The 23,818-nt window shown below is 73.1% G+C and carries 15 protein-coding genes and 1 pseudogene; 7 read left to right on the top strand and 9 right to left on the bottom strand.

Annotated features, from left to right (window positions below; all coding sequences use genetic code 11):
* Positions 1–28 precede the first annotated feature (28 nt).
* From GA0070608_RS19635 to GA0070608_RS19650, 4 genes are all read right to left on the bottom strand, one after another.
* The gene (locus GA0070608_RS19635; RefSeq protein ID WP_176733765.1) at positions 29–9,835 is read right to left on the bottom strand and encodes a non-ribosomal peptide synthetase/type I polyketide synthase; all 9,807 of its coding nucleotides are present in this window, start codon (positions 9,833–9,835) and stop codon (positions 29–31) included.
* Complete coding sequence (locus GA0070608_RS19640) at positions 9,832–11,100, bottom strand: MFS transporter (protein WP_176733766.1); 1,269 nt, start codon at positions 11,098–11,100, stop codon at positions 9,832–9,834. Before GA0070608_RS19640 ends, GA0070608_RS19635 begins: the two co-directional genes overlap by 4 nt.
* 132 nt (positions 11,101–11,232) lie before the next feature.
* Positions 11,233–11,481, bottom strand: a complete 249-nt coding sequence (locus tag GA0070608_RS19645) for a hypothetical protein (protein ID WP_091630042.1) — start codon at positions 11,479–11,481, stop codon at positions 11,233–11,235.
* 58 nt (positions 11,482–11,539) lie between these two features.
* The gene (locus GA0070608_RS19650; RefSeq protein WP_176733986.1) at positions 11,540–13,387 is read right to left on the bottom strand and encodes a thiamine pyrophosphate-requiring protein; all 1,848 of its coding nucleotides are present in this window, start codon (positions 13,385–13,387) and stop codon (positions 11,540–11,542) included.
* Here GA0070608_RS19650 and GA0070608_RS19655 point away from each other — a divergent pair.
* Together GA0070608_RS19655 and GA0070608_RS19660 are read left to right on the top strand one after the other, a co-directional pair.
* A complete protein-coding gene (locus GA0070608_RS19655) occupies positions 13,317–14,363 on the top strand; it encodes a TrmH family RNA methyltransferase (protein ID WP_411970719.1) in 1,047 nt (348 codons plus the stop codon). The two genes, GA0070608_RS19650 and GA0070608_RS19655, sit on opposite strands and share 71 nt — an antisense overlap.
* Before the next feature lie 69 nt (positions 14,364–14,432).
* On the top strand, positions 14,433–14,858 hold the full coding sequence (locus tag GA0070608_RS19660) for a nucleoside deaminase (RefSeq protein WP_091630043.1): 426 nt from the start codon (positions 14,433–14,435) through the stop codon (positions 14,856–14,858).
* A 10-nt stretch (positions 14,859–14,868) separates the two neighbouring features.
* Here GA0070608_RS19660 and GA0070608_RS19665 read toward each other — a convergent pair.
* Positions 14,869–15,846 (bottom strand): annotated as a pseudogene (locus GA0070608_RS19665) (MerR family transcriptional regulator); the annotation flags it as partial.
* Positions 15,840–16,526: a HEAT repeat domain-containing protein gene (locus GA0070608_RS19670; protein ID WP_218107651.1), complete on the bottom strand. Its 687-nt coding sequence runs from the start codon at positions 16,524–16,526 to the stop codon at positions 15,840–15,842. The gene GA0070608_RS19670 and the pseudogene GA0070608_RS19665, both read right to left, overlap by 7 nt.
* Positions 16,527–16,681: 155 nt before the next feature.
* On the opposite strand from GA0070608_RS19670, the gene argG reads away from it, so the two are divergent.
* Entirely contained in the window at positions 16,682–18,133 is a 1,452-nt protein-coding gene (gene argG / locus GA0070608_RS19675; RefSeq protein WP_091630046.1) for an argininosuccinate synthase, read from the top strand.
* A 100-nt stretch (positions 18,134–18,233) separates the two neighbouring features.
* Here the strand turns inward: argG and GA0070608_RS19680 are convergent, their stop codons facing one another.
* Positions 18,234–19,229, bottom strand: coding sequence for a quinone oxidoreductase family protein (locus GA0070608_RS19680; RefSeq protein ID WP_091630047.1), 996 nt, complete (start codon positions 19,227–19,229; stop codon positions 18,234–18,236).
* An 87-nt stretch (positions 19,230–19,316) separates the two neighbouring features.
* On the opposite strand from GA0070608_RS19680, the gene GA0070608_RS19685 reads away from it, so the two are divergent.
* A complete protein-coding gene (locus tag GA0070608_RS19685) occupies positions 19,317–19,739 on the top strand; it encodes a MarR family winged helix-turn-helix transcriptional regulator (RefSeq protein WP_091630048.1) in 423 nt (140 codons plus the stop codon).
* 210 nt (positions 19,740–19,949) lie between these two features.
* Here GA0070608_RS19685 and GA0070608_RS19690 read toward each other — a convergent pair whose 3' ends face one another.
* Both GA0070608_RS19690 and GA0070608_RS19695 read right to left on the bottom strand, forming a co-directional pair.
* The gene (locus tag GA0070608_RS19690; RefSeq protein WP_091630049.1) at positions 19,950–20,138 is read right to left on the bottom strand and encodes a DUF397 domain-containing protein; all 189 of its coding nucleotides are present in this window, start codon (positions 20,136–20,138) and stop codon (positions 19,950–19,952) included.
* Positions 20,125–20,931 (bottom strand): helix-turn-helix domain-containing protein, encoded by an 807-nt coding sequence (locus GA0070608_RS19695; RefSeq protein ID WP_342672632.1) that lies wholly within the window; start codon positions 20,929–20,931, stop codon positions 20,125–20,127. Before GA0070608_RS19695 ends, GA0070608_RS19690 begins: the two co-directional genes overlap by 14 nt.
* Positions 20,932–21,151: 220 nt before the next feature.
* On the opposite strand from GA0070608_RS19695, the gene GA0070608_RS19700 reads away from it, so the two are divergent.
* The 3 genes from GA0070608_RS19700 to GA0070608_RS19710 all read left to right on the top strand — a co-directional run bounded on the left by GA0070608_RS19700 (position 21,152) and on the right by GA0070608_RS19710 (position 23,783).
* Complete coding sequence (locus GA0070608_RS19700; protein ID WP_245715839.1) at positions 21,152–21,505, top strand: hypothetical protein; 354 nt, start codon at positions 21,152–21,154, stop codon at positions 21,503–21,505.
* Complete coding sequence (locus tag GA0070608_RS19705) at positions 21,505–21,753, top strand: flavin reductase (RefSeq protein WP_091630051.1); 249 nt, start codon at positions 21,505–21,507, stop codon at positions 21,751–21,753. Before GA0070608_RS19700 ends, GA0070608_RS19705 begins: the two co-directional genes overlap by 1 nt.
* A 68-nt stretch (positions 21,754–21,821) precedes the next feature.
* Positions 21,822–23,783 (top strand): PucR family transcriptional regulator, encoded by a 1,962-nt coding sequence (locus tag GA0070608_RS19710; protein ID WP_091630052.1) that lies wholly within the window; start codon positions 21,822–21,824, stop codon positions 23,781–23,783.
* Positions 23,784–23,818: the final 35 nt, after the last annotated feature.

The following is a 23,818-nucleotide window of genomic DNA, read 5'->3' on the forward strand; positions in this document are numbered from 1 at the left end:
CCGGGTCCCGGCCAGCGCGTCGCCGTCGTCAGGTCCGCTGTGCCGCCGCGTCCTGCGTTGCGTGCGGGTTCGCGGCGGCGGTGGCCAGGAGAGCCACGAAGTCCGCGCACCATGCCGCGACCGTCGCCTCGTCGAACAGGTCGGTGGAGTACTCCACGACTCCGCGCAGCCCGTCACCCACCGGTGTGATCACTGTCGTGTAGTCCCGGCGGGCACAGGCCAGCCCCTGGTCGGCGACCTCCGCGGTGACATCGGGGAGTCGCAGCGACGGAATGCGGGGGTTCCAGGCGAACAGGGTGCTGGCGACCGGGGGCGTCATCCCGGGACGCCAGCCCGGGTCGACGGCGGCGTACACCGCGGGCAGTGGCGCGGGCTGGTGCCGGATGGCGTCGAGGAACGCCGTGTGCGTGCGGTTCACCAGGTCGGCGAAGCAGGGCGCGTCGAGGGACGGCCGCAGCAGCATCGGGCTGGTGAACAGGCCGACGACGTTCTCGGTGTCCCGGCTGTCGCGGTGCGCGTACGGGCAGGCCAGGACGATGTCACGGACCCCGGTGAGGCGTGCCGCGAGGAGAGCGTACCCGCTGGCCAGGATCGGGAAGAGGCCCGTGCCGAGCTCGTCGGCGAGGCGGTGGAGCCGCCCGGTCACCGCGGCGGGAACGTCGAAGGCGTACTCGGCTCCCCGGCCGGAGATCGTCGCCGGCCGGGGGCGGTCCGTCGGGAGCGGCACCGACCGGGGTGCCCCGGCGAGGTGGTCGCGCCAGTACCGCAGGACCGCCTCCGGTACCTTCGTGCCCCGCTGGCGGCGGGCGTGGTCGGCGTACCGGATGGCCGCCACCTCCAGTACGGGCGTCCGCCCGGCCAGGGCGGCGCGGTAGCCCTCCTCGATCTCGCGCAGGAGTTGGGCCATCGACCAGCCGTCCCCGCAGAGGTGGTGGACGATCATGATGAGCACCCAGCGGTCGCCGGCCAGCGGCGCCAATCGGGCATGCAGCCAGGGACCGTCGGCAGGGAACGGTTCCCGGCCGGTTGCCACGCACCACGCCTCGACCTCGGCGGCGTCGACGTCGGCCGCGTCCAGGAGGTCCACCGGCAGGGGGAGCGTCCGGTGCGCGAGCACCTCCTGGACGACCGCGCCGTCGCGCTCCACCACCCGGGTCCGCAGGGCCTCGTGCCGGGCGACCACACCGTCGAGCGCGGCCCGCAGGGCGGGGACGTCGAGCCGGCCGGTCAGGGCGACGCGTACGGACATGTGCACGGCCGCCGGGTTGGGCGCCACCCGTTGGCGGTGCCACATCGTCTCCTGCTGGTACGTCGCCGGCGCGCGGTCCTCGACCGCCGGGCCGTCGCCGTCTGCTGGCTCTTCCGGCTGGTGTGGCACCTCGTCGGGCAGGCCCAGGTCCGCTGCGAGGCTCGCCGCCATCGCCCGGATTCCGGGTGCCCGCAGGATCCGGTGGACGCCGACCTCGCTGCCCAGCAGGTCGGTGAGCCGGTTCGCCAGCCGCACCGCGGCCAGCGAGTGGCCGCCCGAGGCGAAGAAGGGGACGTCCAGCGGCAGCCGGGGCACCCCCAGCTCGGCGCACCAGGCGTCGTGGAGCAACCGCTCGTTCTCGGTGCGGGCCTGCGGCCCGGTGGTGTCGACGGCCGGTGCCGGCAGGCGGGCTGTGTCGATCTTGCCGGTGTCGGTGGTCGGCAGCGCGTCCAGGGTGACCCATGCCCGGGGCACCAGGTATGCCGGCAGCAGCTCGACCAGGGCGCCGGTGAGGCGGGTGGCCCGGTCGGCGGGGGACTCCGTGTCGGTCTCCGGCACGACGTAGGCGGCCAGATACGGGTCGTCACCCCGGTCGTGTCGGGCGACCACCGTGGCCTGCCGTACCCCGGGCAGCAGTGCGAGGACGGTTCCGGCCTCACCCGGCTCCACCCGGTGCCCGGCGATCTTCACCTGGTCGTCGAGCCGGCCGAGGAACTCCAGCGTGCCGTCGCCGCGCAGCCGGACGCGGTCCCCGGTCCGGTACATCACCGCCCCCGGCGTCGGCGAGTACGGGTCGGGCACGAAGACCGCCGAGGTGTCCGCCGGTCGACCGAGGTAGCCGCGGGCGAGGCCGCCGCCGCCGACGTGCAGCTCGCCGGCCGCACCCGGCGGAACCGGCCGGCCCCGGGGATCCAGCAGGTAGACCCGCCGGTTGTCGACCGGCTCGCCGATGTCGATCGGTCCGGTGCCGTCGGGGGTGACCGGGCCGGCGGTGGTGACGATGGTGTTCTCGGTCGGGCCGTAGGCGTTCAGCACCCGCGCCGGGAATCCGGCCGGCGGCCGGCGGCGCAGCTGGCTGCCGCCCACCACCAGGGCCCGCAGCGTGCCGGCGGGCGGCGTGGGGAGGGCGAACACCAGCTCGGCGAGGGGCGTCGGCAGGAACGCGACGGTGATCCCCGACCGGGCCCACCAGTCGCGTAGTCGGGCCGGATCCGACCAGGCCTGCGACGGGACGAGGTGGATGGTCGCGCCGGCGGCGAGCGCCGGGTAGATCTCGGCGAGGTTCGCGTCGAAGCCCAGGCCGAGCCCGTGCGCGACGGCGTCGGCGCCGGTCAGCGCGAGGGCGCGGGCGTGCCAGGTCACCGTGTCGACGGCGGCTCGGTGCGGCACCGCGACGGCCTTGGGGGCGCCGGTCGATCCGGAGGTGTGGACGCACCAGGCCAGGTGCTCCGGGGCGGGTGCCGCCGCCGGGGCCGGCAGATGCGCCGGGGTCGGCTCCTCGACCAGCAGGCGTGGCACGCCCGTCGGGTGGTCGACGCCCGCCGTGGCGACCAACAGCCGGGCCCCGCTGTCGGCCAGCAGCGCGGCCACCCGGGCGGGCGGTAGCTCCGGGTCGAGCGGCAGGAACGCCGCGCCGGCCATCAGGACCCCGAGTTGCGCGGCGATCAGCTCCGGCCGGCGCGGTAGGCAGACCGCCACGATGTCGTCCGCTCCGATCCCGGCCGCGCGGATGCGGCGGGCGGTGGCGTCGGCCCGATCGTGCAGGTCGCGGTACGTCCAGCGGGTCTCGCCGGCCACCACCGCGACGGCCTGCGGCGTGCGGGCCGACTGCCGGGTGAACAGCTCGTGCAACCGGTCGTTCGACGGCGGGACCGACGCACCGCACCGCACGGTGGGTTCGTCGACCAGCCGCGACAGCGGTACGTGCGGGTCCCGGGTTACCTCGTCGAGCACCCGGTGCAGGCGATCGAGGATCCGGCGTACCGTCACCGGGTCGAAGACCTCGGTGCGGTACTCGACGTGGCAGGTGACGGTGTCGCCGTGCGTCAGGTGGACCATGAGGTCGACCGGCGCCTTGTCCAGGCCCACCCGCAGTGGCTCGGCGGTGACGCCGGGCAGGTCGAAGGCGAACGCCCCGCCGGTCTCGTACTCGATGGCGACGTCGAAGAGCGGGTGGCGTCCCGCCTCCCGGTCCGGTGCGAGCGCCCGGACGAGGGCGTCGAACGGCACGTCGGCGTGGTCGTAACCGTCCGCCGCGATGGACTGCACCCGGGCGAGCAGTTCGCCGAAGGTCGGGTCGCCGCTGAGGTCCAGGCGCAGCGGCAGGGTGTCGACGAAGAACCCGATCAGGTCCTGGGTCGCCTCGTCCCGCCCCGTCGACCCGGTGCCGACGATGAGGTCAGGTTGGCCGCTGTACTGGAACAGCACCACGCCGAACGCGCTCAGCAGGGTGGTGAACGGGGTGACCCGCCGGGCCCGGCTCAGCTGCTGGAGCCGGGCGGTCAGGTCGGCCGGGATCTCGTCGAAGACGCTGCGGCCGGTGGCCGCCGGCAGCGCCGGCCGGGTCAGGTCGGAGGGGAGCGACAGGGTGGGCGGCGGCGGGTCGAGCCGGGTCAGCCAGTAGCGCAGCGCCTTCTCCCCGGCGTCCTGGTGCTGCTCGTGCCGGGCCCGGGACAGCTCGGGGTAGGTGGTCGGCAGCGGGGGCAGGTGCGCCGGCGTGCCGGCGAGGCGGGCCCGGTAGCAGGCCGACACCTCCCGGGTGAGCACGGTGTACGACCCGCCGTCGGTCGACAGGTGGTGGAACGTCATGACCAGGACGTGGTGCGTGGCGGAGAAGCGCAGCAGCGTGAAGGCGAACACCGGCCCCGCGCCGAGGTCGAAGACCCGTCGGCTCTCCGCGGCCAGCACCTCCCGGACCATGTCGTCCTCGTCCTGGCCGGCGTGGTCGCGGACGGGCAGGCGCACCGGCGTCCGGGCCCGGACCACCTGGCACGGCTCGCCGTCGACCTCCCGGTAGACCGTGCGCAGGGGGGCGTGCCGGTCGACCACGTCGTGCAGCGCGCCCCGCAACGCGGGGACGTCCAGTGCTCCGCGTAGTCGGACCGCCACCGCGTCGGTGTAGGCGGGCGTGCCGGGGTGCAGTTGTTCGATCAGCCACAGCCGACGCTGGCCGGGCGACAGCGGCGCGATCTCGTCGGGCGTCGGCTGCTCGGCGGCCCCGGTGGCTGCCGGCGGCACCACCCGGGACGCCGGTTCCGTCGCCGGCCCAGCGGCCGGTGCGGTGGCGGCACGCAGCAGGGCCAACTGCTGCCCCATCAGGTCGAGCTGCCGGTGGATGATCTCGGCAAGCTCGCGTGGCACCGTGTCCGGGCGGACCGCCGGCTCGGCCGCCAGCGACCTTGCGACCGGCTGCTGCGGTGCTGCCGGCTCGGCCGGCCACGGTGAGCGGGCGGCCGCCGGCTCTGCCCGGCCCGGCGAGGCGGGCGCGGGCGCGTCGACGGACGGTGCGGACGTGCTCACCGCCTCGGCGAGCCGGCGCGGGGTGTCCAGGGCGGCGAAGAGCTCGCGGACGGGTACCCGGACCCCGAACGCCTTCTCGATCTCCCGGGACACGGTGATCAGGAGCAACGAGTCGGCGCCCAGGCCGAAGAATGTCTCGTCGGGGTCGACCTCGGCGACGGTCAGCCCGAGCTTGCTGGCGGCCAGGGCGCGGATCCGGTCGAGGACGTGAGTCGCCCCTGTGCCGGTGGTGGCGGGAACCGGGCGGACGCCGCCCGCGGGGCCCGCCCCGGTGCCGACGGGTGGGTCGATCCAGTAGGTCCGGTGCTGGAACGGATAGGTCGGCAGCGGCACCCGGTGCGCCCCGTCGCCGGCGACGGCCGCCCAGTCGACCGGTACGCCCGCGCAGTGCAGCTCCGCCAGCGCCCGCCACAGCCCGTCCGCCGGGCCGAGGTCGCGGCGCTGGGACGGCACCCAGGTCGCGCCCGGCTCGGCGTTGAGGAATGCCTCGTGGGCGGCACCGACCGGCGCGATCCGCTCGGCGGCGGTGCCGGCGATGCCGGTCAGCACGCCGTCCGCTCCCGCCTCGACGATCGTCCGGCAGCCCCGGGTGGCGAGGGTCCGCACAGCGGCGTGGTGGTCGACCGTCGCGCGGGCCTGGCGGCAGAGGTAGTCGGCGTCCGGCCGCCACCCGGGTTCGCGGACGCGCCCGTCGAGCGTGCTGACGAACGGCACCCGGATGGCCCGGAGGTCGACCTCGCCGACCAGCGCGCGGAACTCGGCCAGCATCGGCTCCACCGCCGCCGAGTGGAAGGCACGGCTGACGGGGAGCCGGCGGATCGGCACGCGGTGTCGCCCGGCTCTGGTGATGAGGGCGTCGATTTCGTCCGCCGGCCCGGCCACCACATGCTGGCCGGGGCCGTTCACCGCCGCGAGTTCCAGCCCCGACCCGGCGATCAGGTCGTCGACCACCGGCCGCCCGGCCAGCACCGCCACCATCGCGCCCGGCGCGACGCGGTCGCGCATGAGCCGGCCACGGTGCGCGGTCAGCCGTACCGCGTCGTCCAGCGACAGGGCGCCGGCGGTGATCAGCGCGGCGTACTCGCCGACGCTGTGTCCGAGCACGTAGTCCGGGGTCACCCCCCACGATCGCCAGAGTTCGGCCAGCGCCACGCCGGTCACGACGAGCGCCGGTTGCGCGACGTCGGTGGGCGCCGCGCTGGCGTCCGGCCGGTCCCGCAGCCGGGCGAGCAGGTCGTCGTCGAAGGCCAGGCGGTAAGCGGCCCCGGCCCGGTCGAGCACGTCGCGGACGACCGGGAACCGGTCCGCCAGGTCGAACACCACGGTACGCAGGTCACCCTGCCCCGGGAACGCCAGCGCGATCGGACCTGGGCCGGCCGTTGCGGCGTCCCCGACGAGCACGTCGGCTGCCGGGAGGCCGGCGGCGTACCGGTCGAGGGCCGAGGCCAGGGCGGTGCTGGAGCCGCCCAGCGCGACGAGGCGGTGGCGCAGTTGGCGCCGTCCCCGCCCGGTGGTGAGCACCAGGTCGGGCAGGCGCAGGTCCGGGTGGCGACGCAGGTGGTCGCGGTAGCGGACGGCGAGGTCGGCCAGCGCGGCGGGATCGGCCGCCGAGAGCGGCAGCAGGGCCGGCTTTCCGCCTTCGGGTCCCGCCCCGGCCGCCGGGACGGCACGGGCGGGCGGCTGTTCGACGATCAGGTGGGTGTTGGTGCCGCCGACGCCGAGCGCGCTGACCGCCGCCCGTCGCGGGGTAGCCCCCGGCCAGTCCACGGCGCTGGTGGTGATCGTGAACGGGCTGCCGTCGAGGTCCGCCGCCGGCCGGGTGAAGTTGATCTGTGGCGGGATCCGGCCGGTGCGTACGCTCAGCACCGCCCTGATCAGGCCAGCCATCCCCGCGCAGCTGTCCAGGTGGCCGATGTTCGCCTTCACCGAGCCGAGCAGGGGGCGCGCGGTGGCGTACGCCTCGGCGAGGGCGTGGTGCTCCACCGGGTCGCCGAGCGCGGTGCCCGTCCCGTGTGCCTCGACGAATCCGATGGACGCGGCCGGTACGGCGGCGTTACGCAGCGCCCGCCGGACCACGTCGACCTGGCCGGCGACGCCCGGGGCGGTGAAGCCGACCTTGCCGGCCCCGTCGTTGTTCACCGCCGAGCCGAGGATGACCGCGTGCACCGGGTCGCCGTCGGCGAGGGCACGGGCCAGCGGTTTGAGGACGACCGCCGCGACCCCGTTTCCGCCGACTGTGCCGTCGGCGTCGGCGTCGAACGGCCGGCAGCGGCCGTTCGCGGAGAGGATCGAGCCGGGGGTGTGGCGGTAGCCGGTGACCTGCGGTACGTGCACCGCGGCCGCGCCGGCGATCGCCACGTCGGCGTCACCGTCGAGTAGCGCGCGGACGGCCAGGTGGACGGCGACGAGCGAGGTGGAGCAGGCCGTCTGCACGTTGATCGCCGGACCGGTCAGCCCGAGCCGGTACGCGACCCGGGTGGCGAGGAAGTCGGGCTGGTTGCCCAGCGCCGACCCCATGACGGCGGCCGGGTCGGCCGACCCGGCGGCGTCGGTGAGGTTGTTGCGCAGGTAGGTGTGGTGGGAGTACAGGTTCATTCCGCTGCCGGCGAAGAGGCCGACCTGCTCCCCGTCGTGCTCCCCGGCGTATCCGGCGTCCTCCAGGGCGTGCTGGCAGACCTCCAGGAACAGCCGGTGCTGCGGGTCGAGCAGTTCGGCCTCGCGGGGGCTGATGCCGAAGAAGCCGGCGTCGAAGCCGGCGATGTCGTCGAGCACCCCGCTGGCCGCCACGAACTCCGGTGCCTCGACGGTCTCCCGGGGCACCCCGGCGGCGACCAGTTCGTCGCGGTCGAAGAACCGGATGCTCTCCACCCCGGCGAGCAGGTTCGCCCAGTACGCGTCGACGGTCACCGCGCCGGGGAACCGGGCGGCCATGCCGATCACCGCGATCCGGCGGTCCCGGTCGGCGCTGGGCCCGGTCGGCCGGTCGGTCGGGTCGGCCGTCGACCCGGTGAGGTGCCGGGTGAGCGCCTCCACGGTCGGGTGCGCGAAGAGGGCCGGCTGCGGAATTGGCCGGCCGAGGAACTGCTCCAGACGGGCCCGGATCTGGATGAGCCCGATGGATCCGACGCCGAGTTCGTGGAACGGCCGGGTGGGGTCGACCGGGCCGTCGAGGTGTTCGGCGACGGCGTCGAGCACGGCCGTCCGTACCGCTGGCCGGCCCGTCGGCGCGCGGTCCGTCGGCGTGCGGGCGGCCGACGGGTCGAGTTCGCCGGCCACGAACCGGTCCCGGAGCACCCTCCGCTGGATCTTCCCGCCCGAGGTACGGGGAAACTGGTCGGCCGGCACGGCCACCACGTGCGTCGGGGCGACCTGCCACCGCCGGCTGACCGCCGTGGTGACGGCCCGGGCGACCCGGTGCGGTGGCTGGTCGGGCTCCGGGGCGGGCACGTAGAAGACGACGAGGCACTCGCTGCCGGTGCGGGGGTCCGGTACGCCGCAGGCGGCGACGAGCCCGGCGGCCACCCCGTCCACCGCACCGGCGACCTGCTCGATGTCGTGGCAGGGCTGGTTGTGTCCGTTGAGGACGATGATGTCCTTCTCCCGGCCGGTGATGGCGATCCGTCCCTCCCACATGAAGGCCAGGTCGCCGGTGTCCAGCCAGCCGCCGTCGCCGAAGACGGCCCGGTCGGCCTCCGGGCCGCCGAGGTAGCCGGGGGTGATCCGGGCCGAACGGACCTGCAACCGCCCGATCCGACCCTCGGGCAGCAACCCGTCGTCGCCGTCGACGATGCGCAGGGTGGCTCCGGGGGCGGGCCGGCCGACCGAGATGAACTCCACACACCCGTCCGGGTCGCTGTCGTCGACGAACTCCAGGTCACCGGTGAGACTCGCGGTGCGGACACGGTGCAGGCAGGCGGGCAGGCCGCCGGGGGCGAACGTGATGGCGGTGGTGGTCTCCGCCATGCCCCAGGCGGGTGTCATCGCGCTCGCCGGGATTCCGGTGGCGTCGACGAACGCCTGGAAGGTCTCCGGCAGGCACTGTTCACCGCCGCTGAGCACGCACCGTACGGCAGCGAGGTCCCATCGACGCTCCGGCTCCCGGGCGACCGCGTCGGCGACCAGGCGCAGGCCGAAGTTCGGGGCCCACGTGTGGGTCACCCGGTGGTGTCGTACGAGCTCCAGCCAGCGCAGCGGGTCGGCGAGCACCCGTTCGGGGGCGACGTGCACGGAGCTCACCCCGAGGAAGACCCCGCCGACGTGGTAGAGCAGCAGGCCGGCGGAGTGGTCCAGCGGGAGCCAGTTGAGCAGGACGTCGCCCGTCCGGATGTCGAGCATCTCCCGGGCGCCGACGGCGTACTCGCAGAGCCCTCGGTGGGTCAACGGGATGATCTTCGGAGTGCCGGTGCTGCCGGACGAGAGTTGCAGCAGTGCCACGGTCTCCGGCGCGAGGCCCGCCAGTTCGTCGGGTGCGCCACCGTCGGCATGCCGACCCGGCCTGCTGCCCCCGTCGCCCGGTTCGACCCCGTCGGCCGGCTTGCCCCCGTCTCCTGGCCCGCCTTCGGCATCCGGTTCGGCCAGGTCGTTCACCGCGACGACCTGCCCGCCGAGCGGCAGGTGGCGCAGCCCGTCGACGTCGTCGGTCCCGGCGACGACGAGCGGGGCGTCGAGCGCCCGCCAGGCGTGCAGGAGGGCGGCCAGGGCGGGATCGTCCAGCTCGTACGACCTCGGAGCGGCGGTGGTCAGTGGCACGACACCGGCGAGGGCGCAGCCCCAGAACGCGGGCCAGAACTCCGCCCCCGAGCTGATCCGCAGGATGGCGTACGAGCCGTGTGCGAGGCCGCGGGCGGCCAACCCGGCGCGGACCGTCCGGGCCCGGGCGAGCAGCGCCGGGTAGTCGAGGAACTGGGTGCGCCCGTCGGCCGCCACGACGTGGATGCCGGCGTGCGGGAAGCGCACCGCCGCGCGCCGCAACGCCTCGCCCAGGGACCACGGATGGTCGGGGTCGGCGGGCAGGTCGCGGCCGTGGCTGATGGCGGGGCGACGGCCGGCCGGGTACGGAGGGGTCACTGGGTCACCTCGACTGGTCGAGCGGTGGGTCGGGGTTGTGGTGCGGCATACAGATGCCGGCGCGCCACCAGGAAGGCCAGCGCGGTGAGCAGGGCCAGCCCGTGGGCCGCGGCGACGACGGGGAACGGGTCGATCCGGTCCAGCAGCACCGCGCAGCCGACCATGCCGAGGCCGAAGCCGCCGTTCTGGGCCGCGCTGGCGAAGCCGAACAGGTGGGCCCGGCGGGACTCGTCGACGGCCTGGAGGCGGGTGGTGTAGCTGATCTCGGCGTAGCCGTCGGCGGCTCCCGCCACCAGGGTCACGACGATCAGCGCCCAGATGGGGGGCGCGGTGAACGCGAGGATGAAGCCGACCGACATCAGGCAGGTGGCGATGCCGAAGGCTCGCTCCGATCCGGTCGGGGCGCCCCGCTTCGCCCGGTGGGCGAACCAGCGGCCGGCGAGCAGGCTGCCCGCCGCCCAGGCGGTGGTGAAGGACGCCGCGAAGACCGCTGGCGAGTCGGGCCGGGCCAGGGTCGCGTACACCGGCAGACCGACGTTGTGTGAGGCGGAGCCGAGGGCGTCGGCGGAGCGTACGGCGATCATCGCCAGGACGACCGGGGTGACGCCGCGCAGCACGCCGAGGCGACGTGTGTTCGGCCCCGCGGCCGCGGTGTCGGTCGTGCTCCGCGGCTTGCCGCGCGGGGCCGGGGCCGGTACGGCGAGCAGCAGCAGGGCGGAGACGGTGAACGAGGCGGCGTCGATGAGGAACGCGGCGTGGTAGCCCACCTGGGCGACGAGCACCCCCGCGGAGGCGAAGCCGAGCAGCATCGCCACCGACCGGGCCGTGACGATCTGGGCGTTGGCCCGGGCCCGCCGGTCGGGGCCGACCAGTGCGGGCAGGCTCGACCGCAGCGCCACACCCCACAGCGTCTGCCCGGCCCCGAGCACCACCGCCAGCACGTAGAGCATCCGGGGCTGGGCCCCGGTCGGCAGGACGACCAGCAGGGCGAGGGCACCGGCCGACAGCAGGTCGCAGCCGATCATCAGCGGTCTGGCCGGGTACCGGGTGGCGAGGTGACCGGCGAGCGGTCCCATGACGAACCCGGCGGTCAGCCGGACGGCCATGAACAGGCCGGTCTGCAGGGCCGAACCGGTGAGGTGCAGGGCGAACAGTCCCAGGGCCACCAGATTGAGGAAGCTGCCGTACGTCGAGACGGCGTGGGCGGTGGCGATGAGACGCAGCGGGGCGGGGCGCCGACCTCCCGTCGGCAGCGACTTTGTCACGTTGGCTTTCCCCACTGTTCATGTTCGTGAATCACGAGCATGTCGGTCGCCATGACGAATCTCAATGCCTGATTTCGACCGGCGATCGGCGCCGTCCGATGCCGGGCAGCCCAGCCGGTCGGGGATCGGAGGTCAGCGGGCGAGGGCGGCCCGGACCACCCGGTCGAGTGCGGCGCCGACCTCGGAGGGTTCGCCGTCCACGTCGATGACGGTGAAAGTGCCGAACTCCGGCAGCCCTCGACAGCCGGCGTCCAGGGCTCGCAGGTGGGCCAGCTCCTCGGTGTCGATGCCCCGGGCCAGCACCCGCTGCCGCGCCCGTTCGGGCGAGACCGTCAGGAAGCAGACCAGACTCGGCTGCGGGAACCAGGACCAGCGGTCCATGACCGCCGTCCGGCCGGTCAGCCGGGTACACCCGTTGCGGAGGGCTGGCCCGCGCCGGTCAGCGCCGGCCGCGCCCCGACCGGAGGGTGGCGACCGCCGCGGGCAGGCCCCGTCGGACGATGCCCGCCCAGTCGGTGTCGCCGCGCAGCACCGCCGCGGCGGTCTTGCGGGCCTGCTCGGCGGTGAAGTGCGGCGGCAGCATCAGCTCGGCCGGGTCGACCAACGCGTTGACGACCACCGGCCGGTCCGCGTTCAGCGCCCGCTCCCAGACGCCCGGCACCTGGTCCGGCGCGTCGACCAGTTCGCCGTGCAGGCCCAGCACCTCCGCCCACCGGTGGTAGCCGATGTCGGGCAGTTGCTGGCTGTCCGGGAACATCGGCGTCCCCTCGCTGGAGCGCTGCTCCCAGCTGACGAAGGCGAGGTCCCGGTTGTTGAGCACGAGCACCACGAACCGGGGATCGGACCAGCTCCGCCAGTACTTGGCCACCGTGATCAGCTCGTTGACCCCGTTCATCTGCATCGCGCCGTCGCCGATCAGGGCTACCAGTGGACGATCCGGGTGGGCGAACTTGGCCGCCAGCGCGTACGGCATCGCGCCGCCCATCGAGAGCAGGGTGCCGGAGAGGCTGGCCAGCATGCCGGGGCGGACCTGGACATGCCGGGCGTACCAGGCGGTCGTGGTGCCGCAGTCGACCGCGAGCATCACGTCGTCGGGCAACCGGTCGCTGAGAGTGGCGAAGAGCAGTTGCGGGTTGACCGGGTCGGCTGCCTGGCCGGCCAGCTCCCGCTGCGTTCGGCGCCACGCGGTGGTGGCCTCGGCGATGGTCGCCCGCCACCGTGTCGGTCCCGGCCCCGGTCCCAGCTCGCGCAGCAGGGCCCGCAGGGTGGGGCCCGCGTCCCCGGTCAGGTTCACCTCGGTCGGGTACCGCAACCCCAACTGTGTGCCGTCCCGGTCGATCTGCACCGCCCGGGCCTGTCCCTCGGACGGATAGAACTCCGAGTACGGCATGTTGCTGCCCACGATCAGCAGCCGGTCGCACCCGTTCATCAGCTCCCAGCTGGGCCGGGTGCCGAGCAGGCCGATCGCGCCGGTCACCCACGGCTCACGGTGGTCGACGGCGGCGAACCCGAGCAGCGCGGTCGCCACTCCTGCGCCGAGCCGGTGGGCGATCTCGCGGACCTCGTCCTGCGCGCCGAGCGCGCCCTGCCCGACGAGCATGGCCACCCGCTCGCCGCCGGCCAGCACCTCGGCGGCCCGGCGCAGCTCCGCCTCCGGGGGCACCGTCGGGTCGCTGCTGGGCACGTCGCTGGTCTGGTAGTAGCCGTGCGCGTGCGGCGGTTCCGGCACGGCCGGCGCGTCCTGGATGTCGGAGGGCAGCACCAGCGCGGTGACGGTACGCCGGGCCAGCGCCGTGCGGCACGCCCGGTCGACCAGGTGGCGGACCTGGCTGGGATGGTCGAGCTGGGCCAGGAAGGCGGCGGCGACGTCCTTGTAGAGGGCGAGCAGGTCCACCTCCTGGTAGTAGCCGCCGCCCTCGGCGGTGAGCGCGGTGTGGCCGACCAGGGCGACCACCGGCTGGTGGTCCAGCTTGGCATCGTACAGGCCGTTGAGCAGGTGGATCGCGCCCGGACCGCTGGTCACCAGCGCGCAGCCGAGCGGCCCGCCGCCGTACTTGACGTGTGCCGAGGCGGCGAATCCGGCGGTCTCCTCGTGCCGGACCTGGACGAACTGCGCCCGTTCCCGGGTGCGTTGCAGCGCCGACGTCAGCCCGTTGATGCCGTCGCCGGGATAGCCGAAGTAGCGGCGGACGCCCCAACCGGCCAGCCGGTGCACGATGTGGTCCGCGACGGTGGCGTCGCGGGGCAGGGCGCCCAGGTCGACGCGTCGCCCGTCCGGGTGGTCGATCCTGGCCGACCCCGGCCTGCCCTCGGGGTGTGCGTTCACCTGGCTGTCCTTCCGTCGGTCGGCCACTCCGGCCACCATTCCCCTTCTTACTCGGACAAAACGCCGCGAGTCGTCCCGGCCGCTGCCGGCCCGGAGGCTGCTGTGGCACGTCCGGCAGAATCGGCGGGTGCCCATCCACCAGATCACCGACCCTGACGACGACCGGATCGCCGACTACCGCGCGCTGACCGACGTCGAGCTGCGTACCCGTTGGGAACCGCCGCACGGCCTGTTCATCGCCGAGGGGGAGCTGGTGCTGCGCCGGGCGCTGCGGGCCGGCTACCCGGCCCGGTCGTACCTGGTGGACGCCAAGCGGGTCGACCAGCTCGCCGACCTGGACACCGGCGACGCCCCCGTCTACGCCGCCAGCCAGGACGTGCTGCAACGGGCCACCGGATTCCACGTGCACCGGGGCGTGCTGGCGTCGTTCCGGCGCAAGCCGCTGCCGTCCGCCGCCGAGGTGCTGGCGGCTGCCCGGCGGGTGGTGATCATCGAGGACGTGAACAACCACACGAACCTGGGAGCCATCTTCCGGGCGGTGGCCGCGCTCGGCGTGGACGCCGTGCTGCTCTCACCGACCTGCGCCGACCCGCTCTACCGGCGCAGCGTACGGGTCAGCATGGGCGAGGTCTTCGCGATCCCGTACGCGAAGCTGGAGCCCTGGCCGGACGCGCTCGGCGACGTCCGCGCGGCCGGCTTCACGGTGCTGGCGATGACCCCGGCGCCGGACGCGGTGCCGATCCAGCGCCTGGCAGCCGGACAGCGGGCCCGCGCGGCCCTGCTCATGGGGGCCGAGGGTGCCGGCCTGACCCGGGTGGCGATGGACGCCAGCGACGTGCGGGTGGTGATCCCGATGCGCCGTGGCGTGGACTCGCTCAACGTCGCCGCCGCCACCGCCGTGGCCTGCTGGGAGCTGGGCCGTGACGACCCGGTCTAGGGCCTCGTCTTTGAACGTTGACCGGGTGACCCACGTAGCCCTGTGTGACCTTGTAGGGGAGGAGGATCGATGACCCCCGACGACGAGAGATTTCTCCGCCGCGCCGTGGAACTCGCCAGCCAGGCCGGGGCGTCCGGCGAACGGCCCTTCGGCTCGTTGCTGGTCGGTGCGGACGGCACCGTCCTGATCGAGGACCACAACACCGTGGTCTCCGACTTGGACATCACCGCCCATCCGGAACTGAAGCTGGCCCGCTGGGCCGCGCGGGAACTCACCCCCGACGTGGCCGCCGGAACCGCCATGTTCACCAGCTGCCAGCCCTGCCCGATGTGCGCGACCGCGATCAACCAGTCCGGCCTCGGCCGGGTGGTGTACGCCCTGTCCAGCGTGCAGTTCGAGGAGGTCAAGCCGGCCACCCCGCCGCTGCCCCCGGTGCGGTACGAGGGGCCGGCGCTGTTCGACGAGGCGCGCCAGCCGATCGACGACTACTACTAGTTCTCACGAGGGCTGAGGCGACGAGAGCGACAGTTTGATCATTGTCCTGGGCCAACTGCTGCAAGATGCCCTGCGCGATGGTCGCCGGCATCTCGGCGAGTGCCTGGGTCAGGCGTATCCGCGCCGCGGGGTCCGCAGTGTGTGCGGCGAGTTCGTCGACCAGTGCACTCATGATCCGGTCCGCGCACCCCGGGTCCAGTGACAACGCCCCCAGGACCTCCGCCGCCTCGACGTCGTTCGCGCCCTCGACCACCATGCCGACGAGTGTCGGCGCGGCTGCGGTCGCGCCTCGGGTGCCTAGTGCCAGAGCAGCGTGCCTGCGCACCGTCGTGTCCGAGTCCCCGAGTGCGTCCGCGAGCACTGCGGTCGCCTCGTCACCTGACATCTCGGCGATCGCCAGGACCGCGCGCCGCCGGATGTCGACGTTCTCCGAATACACGCCGGACGCCACGCTCGCCACACCGTCACCGCCCGCCCGCGCGAGGGCCCACCGCAGGGCGCCGGCGACGTTCGGATCGGATTCGGCAAGGATCGCCCCAGCCAGCAGTTCGGTGGGAACCGGCACGCCCTCGGCCGGGGCCAGGACGGTCTGCTGCCGGTCCGCGGCACTGGGCGAATTGAGCCCGTGCAGAAGCTCAACGATGCGCAGGACGTCCTCCCAGCCGGAGGGCGCCGAGGCATCGACCGTACGGAGTCGCTCAAGTAGCTCCTGCTCCCGCTTGAGTCGGTCTTCGGTCCGTCGAATGAGGTCCCCAACCAGTGCGGACGGCGCGAAGGCAGGATCCTCCAGAGCACGTCTGGCTTGGCGCAGCGACAATCCCAGGGACCGCAGGATTTCCACGTGGAAGATCCGGCGAATGTCATCGGCGGAGTACTCACGGTAGCCGCCCGTGGTGCGGCCTGTTGGTCGCACCAGCCCGAGGGAGTCGTAGTGCCTCAGCATTCGAGTACTCACCCCCGAGCGGCGTGCCACCTCACCGATCAGCACTCGATTCCCTCGACCCGTTCCGGGCCGAGCGCGACGATCCGCTTCGCCTCGTCGACGGCTGCGTCGAAACCGACATCCGGGTCCCGCAAGAGCAGCTCCGTGGCGCGAGCATGTGCACTCACCGTCGGGTTCGAACTCGCCATCCCCGCCTGCAGGGCCGGCCTGATCACATCTCCGAGTGCGACGAGTGCTCGGCTGAGACTCAGTTGCACACTTCGGTCACCGCGGCCGAGTTGTGAAGCCAGCTCCGCAGCCAGCCCGTCCTGTTCCCCGTCGGGCACGAGCACGACGGCAGCACGCCACGCGCTTCGCGCAACCTCGTCGTCGGCGTCGCGCAGCAACGACCGCGTGATCGCGGGATACGCACTCCTGTCGCCGATCTTGGACAGCGTATGCAACGCCTGGCTTCGGGCCTGAGCGCGCTCGGAAAGGAGCTCCGCGCGGACTCTGGGCACCGTGATCTCCGACGGGAGACGGGTCAACGCCCAGGTGAGCATGTCGCGGACGAAGAAGTCCGGCTCGATCGCACATCGCTCCATGAGCGCATCGACGAGGCCCGGATGGGCCTGCGTGCCAACCGCCAGGGCCGCCTGGAGCCGCGTCGACGGGGTTCCGGCGCTCAACGCGTCGAGCAGGCGCGTGTCCGGTGAATTCCTGTCTGTCGAGTTGACGGGGACCACCTCCTGCACCCAGTAGGCACCTTGTCACAGTGTCAATGTCAAGTGGGCATGATGCCTTCCGTGGTGCGGGATGCTCCGCGGATCCCGGTGTTGCTGATCATGTCTCGCACCCCCTACGTTTGCATGGCCATGCGGCCTGGTGCATAATCTTTCCCGTGTCCAAGGTTCTCACCTCCCTGCCCATCGGTGAACGTGTCGGCATCGCCTTCTCCGGCGGCCTCGACACCTCGGTCGCGGTCGCGTGGATGCGCGACAGGGGCGCCGTTCCCTGCGCCTACACCGCCGACATCGGCCAGTACGACGAGCCCGACATCGACTCGGTGCCCGGTCGCGCGCTCAGCTACGGTGCCGAGGTCGCCCGACTGGTCGACTGCCGCGCCGCCCTGGTCGAGGAGGGCCTGGCGGCGTTGACCTGCGGGGCGTTCCACATTCGCTCCGGCGGGCGGGCGTACTTCAACACCACCCCGCTGGGCCGGGCCGTGACCGGGACCCTGCTGGTGCGGGCGATGATCTCCGACGACGTCCAGATCTGGGGCGACGGCTCGACGTTCAAGGGCAACGACATCGAGCGGTTCTACCGGTACGGCCTGCTGGCCAACCCGCAGCTGCGGATCTACAAGCCGTGGCTCGACACCGACTTCGTCACCGAACTGGGTGGGCGTAAGGAGATGTCGGAGTGGCTGCTCGAACGCGGCCTGCCGTACCGGGACAGCACCGAGAAGGCATACTCCACCGACGCCAACATCTGGGGCGCCACGCACGAGGCGAAGACCCTCGAACACCTCGACACCGGCATCGAGACGGTCAACCCGATCATGGGAGTCCGGTTCTGGGACCCGTCGGTGGAGATCCCGACCGAGGACGTCACGATCGGCTTCGACCAGGGTCGCCCGGTGACGATCAACGGTAAGGAGTTCGGCAGCCCCGTCGACCTGGTGCTGGAGGCCAACGCCATCGGCGGCCGGCACGGCCTGGGCATGTCGGACCAGATCGAGAACCGGATCATCGAGGCCAAGAGCCGGGGCATCTACGAGGCCCCCGGCATGGCGCTGCTGCACACCGCGTACGAGCGGCTGGTCAACGCCATCCACAACGAGGACACCCTGGCGAACTACCACAGCGAGGGCCGCCGCCTCGGTCGGCTGATGTACGAGGGGCGCTGGCTGGACCCGCAGGCGCTGATGCTGCGCGAGTCGTTGCAACGCTGGGTCGGCACGGCGGTCACCGGCGAGGTGACGTTGCGGCTGCGCCGGGGCGAGGACTACTCGATCCTGGACACCACCGGTCCGGCGTTCAGCTACCACCCTGACAAGCTGTCGATGGAGCGTACCGAGGACTCGGCGTTCGGTCCGTCGGACCGGATCGGCCAGCTCACCATGCGTAACCTGGACATCGCCGACTCGCGGGCGAAGCTGGAGCAGTACGCCACCCTCGGCATGGTCGGCGGCGCGGCCCCGCAGCGGATGGTCGGCGCCGCGCAGGCCGCCTCGACCGGGCTGATCGGCGCGATGCCGCAGGGCGGCGCGGAAGCCATCGCCTCCCGGGGTGTCTCCTCCGTCGACGACGAGGCGCTCGACCGCGCCGCGATGGAGTTCGGCGTCGACTGAGCGCCGCCCGGCACGTGAGCGTCACATGGCCCGAGGACCCTTCGGCACGAAGGGCCCTCGGGCCACGTCGCTCAGGGATCCCCGGGCCGTTTGTCGCGTCCTATCCGACCTTGAGGGCCAGCTTCCCGACATAGTGATCATTCAGGGCGCGATGGGCATCCCCGACTCGCTCCAACGGGAAAGTCCGGGCGACGTGGACCTCGAAGGAGCTCGCCTCGATGATCGCGTTCAGCCGATCGGTGGCGGTGCGGCTTCGGTCCCCGTCATAGTGGGACACCGTCGCGCCCGGCGACGTTACCGGCGCGGGTAGAACACCGTTCGGCCAGGCGATCCGTCCCGACTTCTTTATCGCGCGCAGAGATCGTTCGGCAATCTCGCCTCCTACGGTGACCAGAGCCGCATCGAGCCCGCCCGGTGCGAACTCGAACGCCGCAGCCAACACGTCGTCTCTGCGACCGTCGACGGCATCGTCAGCGCCCAGCCGCCGGACCAGGGCGCCACCGTCGTCACCAGAGGCCACAGCCAACACCCGGATGCCGCTGTGCCGCGCCAACTGCACGGCCATGTGCCCGATACCCCCGCTGGCCCCGAAGACCATGAGCGTCTCGTCCGGCCGCAGGCCGAGCAGATCGAGACCACTCAGTGCGGTCAGGGCATCCCACGCCATCGCGCCGGCCTGTTCGGTCGGCACCCGGTCGGGCACGCGAGCCACGAACTCCGCCTCGACGACGCCGTATTCGGCGTAGAAGCCGCCACGCGGCACCGGCATCGTCGCAGCGTAGACCCGCTCGCCCACGTCGAACCGCGTGACGTTGCGTCCGACTTCGGCTACCGTGCCCGCCGCGTCCCAGCCGAGGACATAGGGGAAGGTCGAGGCGACACCGAAGACGCCGTCGTATCCCCCCTCCCGCTCGCCCGCGTCCCAGGACCCGACCCCTGCGAACTCCACCCGGATGAGGACGTCGTCGTCGCCGACCTGCGGGAGCGGTATCCGGCGCGACGAGAGTTCGTCGACTCCGCCGAACCGGTCAAGGACGACTGCGTTCATCTGCGGCACGATCGCGCCGCCCACTGTGCGCTCGACTCTGCTCTCCATCGGCCCCCCTCGTTTACTTGAGTGCATCAAGGATCAGTGGACCACAGTTATTTGAGCGAATCAACTAACTCCTCTAGGCTGGGGGACATGGCGCTGCCGAACGGACCCGTGACTCCCTCGTCCGAGGCCGAGGCCGCCTTGTTCGACCTGGTCGACGTGTACGACCGCGCCTACGAGGCGGCGGCAGCCGAGCTGTCGCTCAGCCCGGCGCAGGCATGTGTGCTCGGGCGACTCGATGAGCGACGGGGCATGGGCGCCTTGGCCGAGGAACTCGGCTGCGATGCCTCCAACATCACCCAGATCGTCGTGCGTCTCGAAGCACTCGGCCTCGTGACCCGAGAACCGAATCCCCGGGACCGCCGCGCACGACTCGTCGCGAGAACCTCCTATGGAGACGAGATCAACCACCGGTTCGCAGTAGCCTTCACCTTCGCCCGCACGGCGGTCGGACGACTCTCATCCGACGAACAGGACCAGTTGACGGCGCTGCTGCGCAAGGCGCTGGGCTGACACGTGCCTGCAGACGCAGTGCGTGTCACCTGACAGGAAATCCTCGAGGAGCGTCGGCATGGCGTCACGCTACTTCGACGCACGAGACGGCGATCAGCGTCGGCGACCTTCTTCAGGGTGAAGCCGGCCGTGGCCGACGTGATCACCCGCGCAGGCCACCCTCAGACGTTTTCAGGAGCGCTCGGCGGGAGGGGCCTCGGGCCGCGTCGGTCAGGCGCGCCTGGCGAGGTCGAGGAACGCCGTCCAGGCGGCCGGGGCGAAGGTGAGCGCGGGGCCCGCCGGGTCCTTGCTGTCGCGGACGGCGACGACGCCGGGCAGGTTGTCGGCGACCTCGACGCATTCGCCGCCGCTCGACCCGCTGCGGGTTGACTTGCGCCACGTGGCGTCACTGAGGTTCATGGTGGGCCTGCACTTCCTTCATCAGGTCGATGGACTGCCGGCGGGGAAGGGCCTCGGTGCGGACATTCTCCCACCTCGCCAGGAGGGCAGCCACCCCGTCCTCGTCGTCGACCACGGCCCCGCCGAGCTGGTGCTCCAGGTGCCCGACCCACCCGCCGTCGGCGGAGCGGGCCAGGGCGAACGGGCCCGACGACCCGATGTGCAGCCCGGTGGCCCTGGGGACGAGGTGGAGGTGGACGTGCGGCAGCTCGGCCAGCTCGATCAGCCGGCCGATCTGCGCCACCATGATCCCGCTCAAACCCTCAGCCGTCCGGCTCAGCACCGACTCGTCCAGGACCACGACGAGCTGCGGCGGGTTCTCCCTGCCCAGGACCTCCTGCCGGGCCAGCCGGGCGGCGAGTTTCCGCTCGACCTCGGCCTCGGAGAAGGTGTCGTTGAAGCGCAGCACGGCGCGGGCGTAGTTCTCCGTCTGCAACAGGCCGGGAATCAGGGCTGGGTTGAAGTACCGGAGTTGCCTGGCGGCGCGTTCGGCCTCCAGCCACGGCTTGAACCACGAGGGCTCCCGATCCCGCTCGGCGATCCGCAGCAGCGCCACGAGCAGGTCGCCGGACTTCAGCACCTCGTCCGCCCGGGTCAGGAACACCCGGTCGAGCGGGCGGGCACCGGTCTCCACGGCGGACACCATCGACGCCGAGTAGTGCACCATCCGACCGAACTCTTCCTGACTGAGGTTGGCGTTCATCCGCATCCGCCGGAGCTGGGTGCGAATCAGGTCAGCGGTCGGCTCCTCCACAGTTCCTCCACACAGGTCACCTGAGCTCCACTCGGGACTCCGGCTCGGCGTACCGCCAGCGAAGCGTGGCCACGACCGGCCCGGATGCCTTCCGACGGTAGTCGCGTGCTCACCACACTGTCACGCAGGCGGACCCGCCCGTCGCCGGAGAAGGTTCGGGCGGGTCCTGCCCCCGGGCCGCCCACCCCCGTGCGGCCCGTCCCTGCCGACGGAGGTCGACGTGCGCGTTCCCTGGTGCCAGTGCCCGACCACGCTGCTGCCGCTCCCGCCCAGACCCGCGCCGGCCACCCGCCGACTACAGCGGTTGCGTCAGGCCCCCGGTCACCTGGCCGGCTCGCCCGACTGGCGGTGCCGGAGGTGCGCGGAGCCCTGGCCCTGCCCGTCGCTGCGGGCGATGCCGAACCCCGCGTCGCAGGACCTGCTGCCGGTGATCTCGGCCCTCATCACCACCGCGATCCGCGATCTTCGGGGCCGCCCGGGCGGCCCCGACCCGCTCGACGTGGTACGCCGGTTCCTGTGGTGGCTGCCGTTGAGCCACGACGAGGCCCGCGCCATCGCCCTGCGGATGCGTTGATGGCATACCGGATGATTCCGCACCTGCCGATGCGCCCGCTCTGGCGGTGCCGCAACTGCGGGGCGGAGTGGCCCTGCCCGCCGGCCCGGCTCGGCCTGCTGGTGGAGTACCGGGACGACCGCACCGGCCTGCTGTTCTACCTGGGCGGGCTGATGGCCGAGGCCCGCGCCCAGCTCACCCAGCTCAACCCCGAGCGCTCCCTTGACCTGCATGAACGCTTTCTCAACTGGGCGCGGGCCCGAGACTGAGCGGCGCAGGCCCGAGACTGAGCGGCGGTCCGTGCGGAATTGACGTCACGGACGGTAGCGTGTCGCCCGTGTTCCCTACCGTCCGTGAGGTCCTCGCGCTGGACCCGGTCCGCCACGGTGCTCCGCGACTGGTTGCTGGGGACGCCGGCCTCGACCGTCCGGTGCGGTGGGTGCACGTGAGCGAGGTGCCCGACATCGCCCCCCTGCTCGGCGGTGGAGAACTGGTGCTCCTCACCGGCATCGGACTGCCCGCCGACGACGGCGGGCTGCGCGCGTTCATCGGTGACCTGGCGGACGTGGGGGTCTCCGGCCTGGTCGTCGAGCTGGGCCGCCGGTACGTCAGCGGGGTGCCCAGGGTGATGGCCGCCGCCGCCGAACGGCGCGGACTGCCCCTGGTCGAGCTGCGGCGGGCCACCCCGTTCGTCCGGATCACCGAGGCGGTGCACGCGCTGATCGTCGACGCCCAGCTGACCGAGTTGCGGGCGACGGAGGAGATTCACCAGCGCTTCACCGAGCTGTCGGTGGAAGGTGCCGGCCCCGGCGAGGTGGTCCGGCAGGCCGCCGAGCTTTCCGGCTGCCCGGTGGTGCTGGAGAACCTCTCCCGGCAGGTGCTCGCGTACGACCCGGCGGGGGAGAGTGCCGAGTTGCTGCTGGACTGCTGGGAGCAGCACTCCCGGCGGATCCGGCCGGCGGGGCGGACCGCGTACGACGGCGACAACGGTTGGCTGGTCACCACGGTCGGCGCCCGGGGACAGGACTGGGGCCGGTTGCTGCTGCGCTGGCCGGGCGGGGGTGGCCTGGCGGCCGGTCGACACGTGTTCGACCCGACCGAGGAGGGCGGTGTGCCGGTCGTGATCGCCGCGCCGCCCATGGCCCCGCCCAGCCGGCTGACCATCCTGGTCGAGCGGGCCGCCTCGACGCTGGCCCTGGGCCGGCTGATCCGGCGCGACGCCGAGGGCCTGGAGCGGCAGATCCACCGTACGCTGCTCACCGCCCTGCTCGACCACTCGCTGCCGGTGGACGAGGTCGCCCTACGGGCCCGGGCGCTCGGCGTGGTGCTGGACCGGCGGCACCTGGTCGGGGTGGTGGTCCGGCACCGCGCCGACGACCCGGCGGGGGAGGGCGGCCCGGCCACGGAGACGCCGCACCCGGCCGACCCGGGCGCGGGCGGTCCTCATACCGGCCCGGCACGGCTGCGTGATCTCGCCGAGGCGGTCGGGCAGGCGTTGCACGAGGCGAAGCTGACCGGCCTGTCCAGCCCCGTCGACGACCACGCCGTCGGCGTGCTGCTCGCCTTGCCGGAGCCGGCGGCCGAGGAGCGGGCGCTGGCCGCGTTCGCCACCGCGCTGCGTCGCACCCGCTTGGACACCCCTGTCCGCCCGGACGGCCATGCTCGCCCGGGTAGCCATGCTCGCCTGGACGGCTCCGTCCGCCCGGACGGCCATGCTCGCCCGGACAGCCCGGCCCGCCTGGGCGGCTCCGTTCGCCCGGACAGCCAGGACCGCCTGGGCGGCCCCGTCCGTGACGACGGACCGGCCCGGTCCAACGGGCGGACGAACGGCGTGGCCCGGCCGGCGGGCGGCGGACTACTCATCGCGGCCGGTTCGGGCGTGCCCGGCCTGCGGGAGGCACGCCGGTCGCTGATCGAGGCCCGGCAGATCGCCAACGCCGCCCGGCGGGACCGGCGGGACCTGCCGGTCTTCCGGTTACCGGACGTCGGGCTGGCGGGGCTGCTGCATCTGCTGCGCGACGAACCCCGGTTGCAGACCTTCGTCGAGCGGGAACTCGGCGCGCTGCTGACCTACGACGCGCAGCATCCCCGGGAGCAGTTGCTCGGCACCCTGCGGGCATATCTGGAACAGGGCCGGAACAAGTCAGCGGCGGCCGGAGCGGCGCACCTGTCCCGACCGGCGTTCTATGAGCGGCTGGCCCGGATCCGCCGCGTCCTGGACGTGGACCTCGACTCGGTGGAAGCCTGCCTCTCCCTTCACGTAGCCCTGCTAGCCCTCGACGCCATCCGAACCCCCTGAACCCCCGCCCACCACCCCGCCCCGGCTGCCCTGCC

Origin of the sequence: Micromonospora peucetia (genome assembly GCF_900091625.1) — a bacterium.
Taxonomy (GTDB): Bacteria; Actinomycetota; Actinomycetes; order Mycobacteriales; family Micromonosporaceae; genus Micromonospora; species Micromonospora peucetia.

What these genes read in the sequence shown, in the direction of transcription:
- GA0070608_RS19645 (WP_091630042.1), bottom strand. Translation starts at nt 11,481, where the DNA reads ATGGACCGCTGGTCCTGGTTCCCGCAGCCGAGTCTGGTCTGCTTCCTG.
- GA0070608_RS19685 (WP_091630048.1), top strand. Translation starts at nt 19,317, where the DNA reads ATGGCGCTGCCGAACGGACCCGTGACTCCCTCGTCCGAGGCCGAGGCC.
- GA0070608_RS19655 (WP_411970719.1), top strand. Translation starts at nt 13,317, where the DNA reads ATGTGGTCCGCGACGGTGGCGTCGCGGGGCAGGGCGCCCAGGTCGACG.
- GA0070608_RS19680 (WP_091630047.1), bottom strand. Translation starts at nt 19,229, where the DNA reads ATGGAGAGCAGAGTCGAGCGCACAGTGGGCGGCGCGATCGTGCCGCAG.
- GA0070608_RS19660 (WP_091630043.1), top strand. Translation starts at nt 14,433, where the DNA reads ATGACCCCCGACGACGAGAGATTTCTCCGCCGCGCCGTGGAACTCGCC.
- GA0070608_RS19690 (WP_091630049.1), bottom strand. Translation starts at nt 20,138, where the DNA reads ATGAACCTCAGTGACGCCACGTGGCGCAAGTCAACCCGCAGCGGGTCG.
- GA0070608_RS19705 (WP_091630051.1), top strand. Translation starts at nt 21,505, where the DNA reads ATGGCATACCGGATGATTCCGCACCTGCCGATGCGCCCGCTCTGGCGG.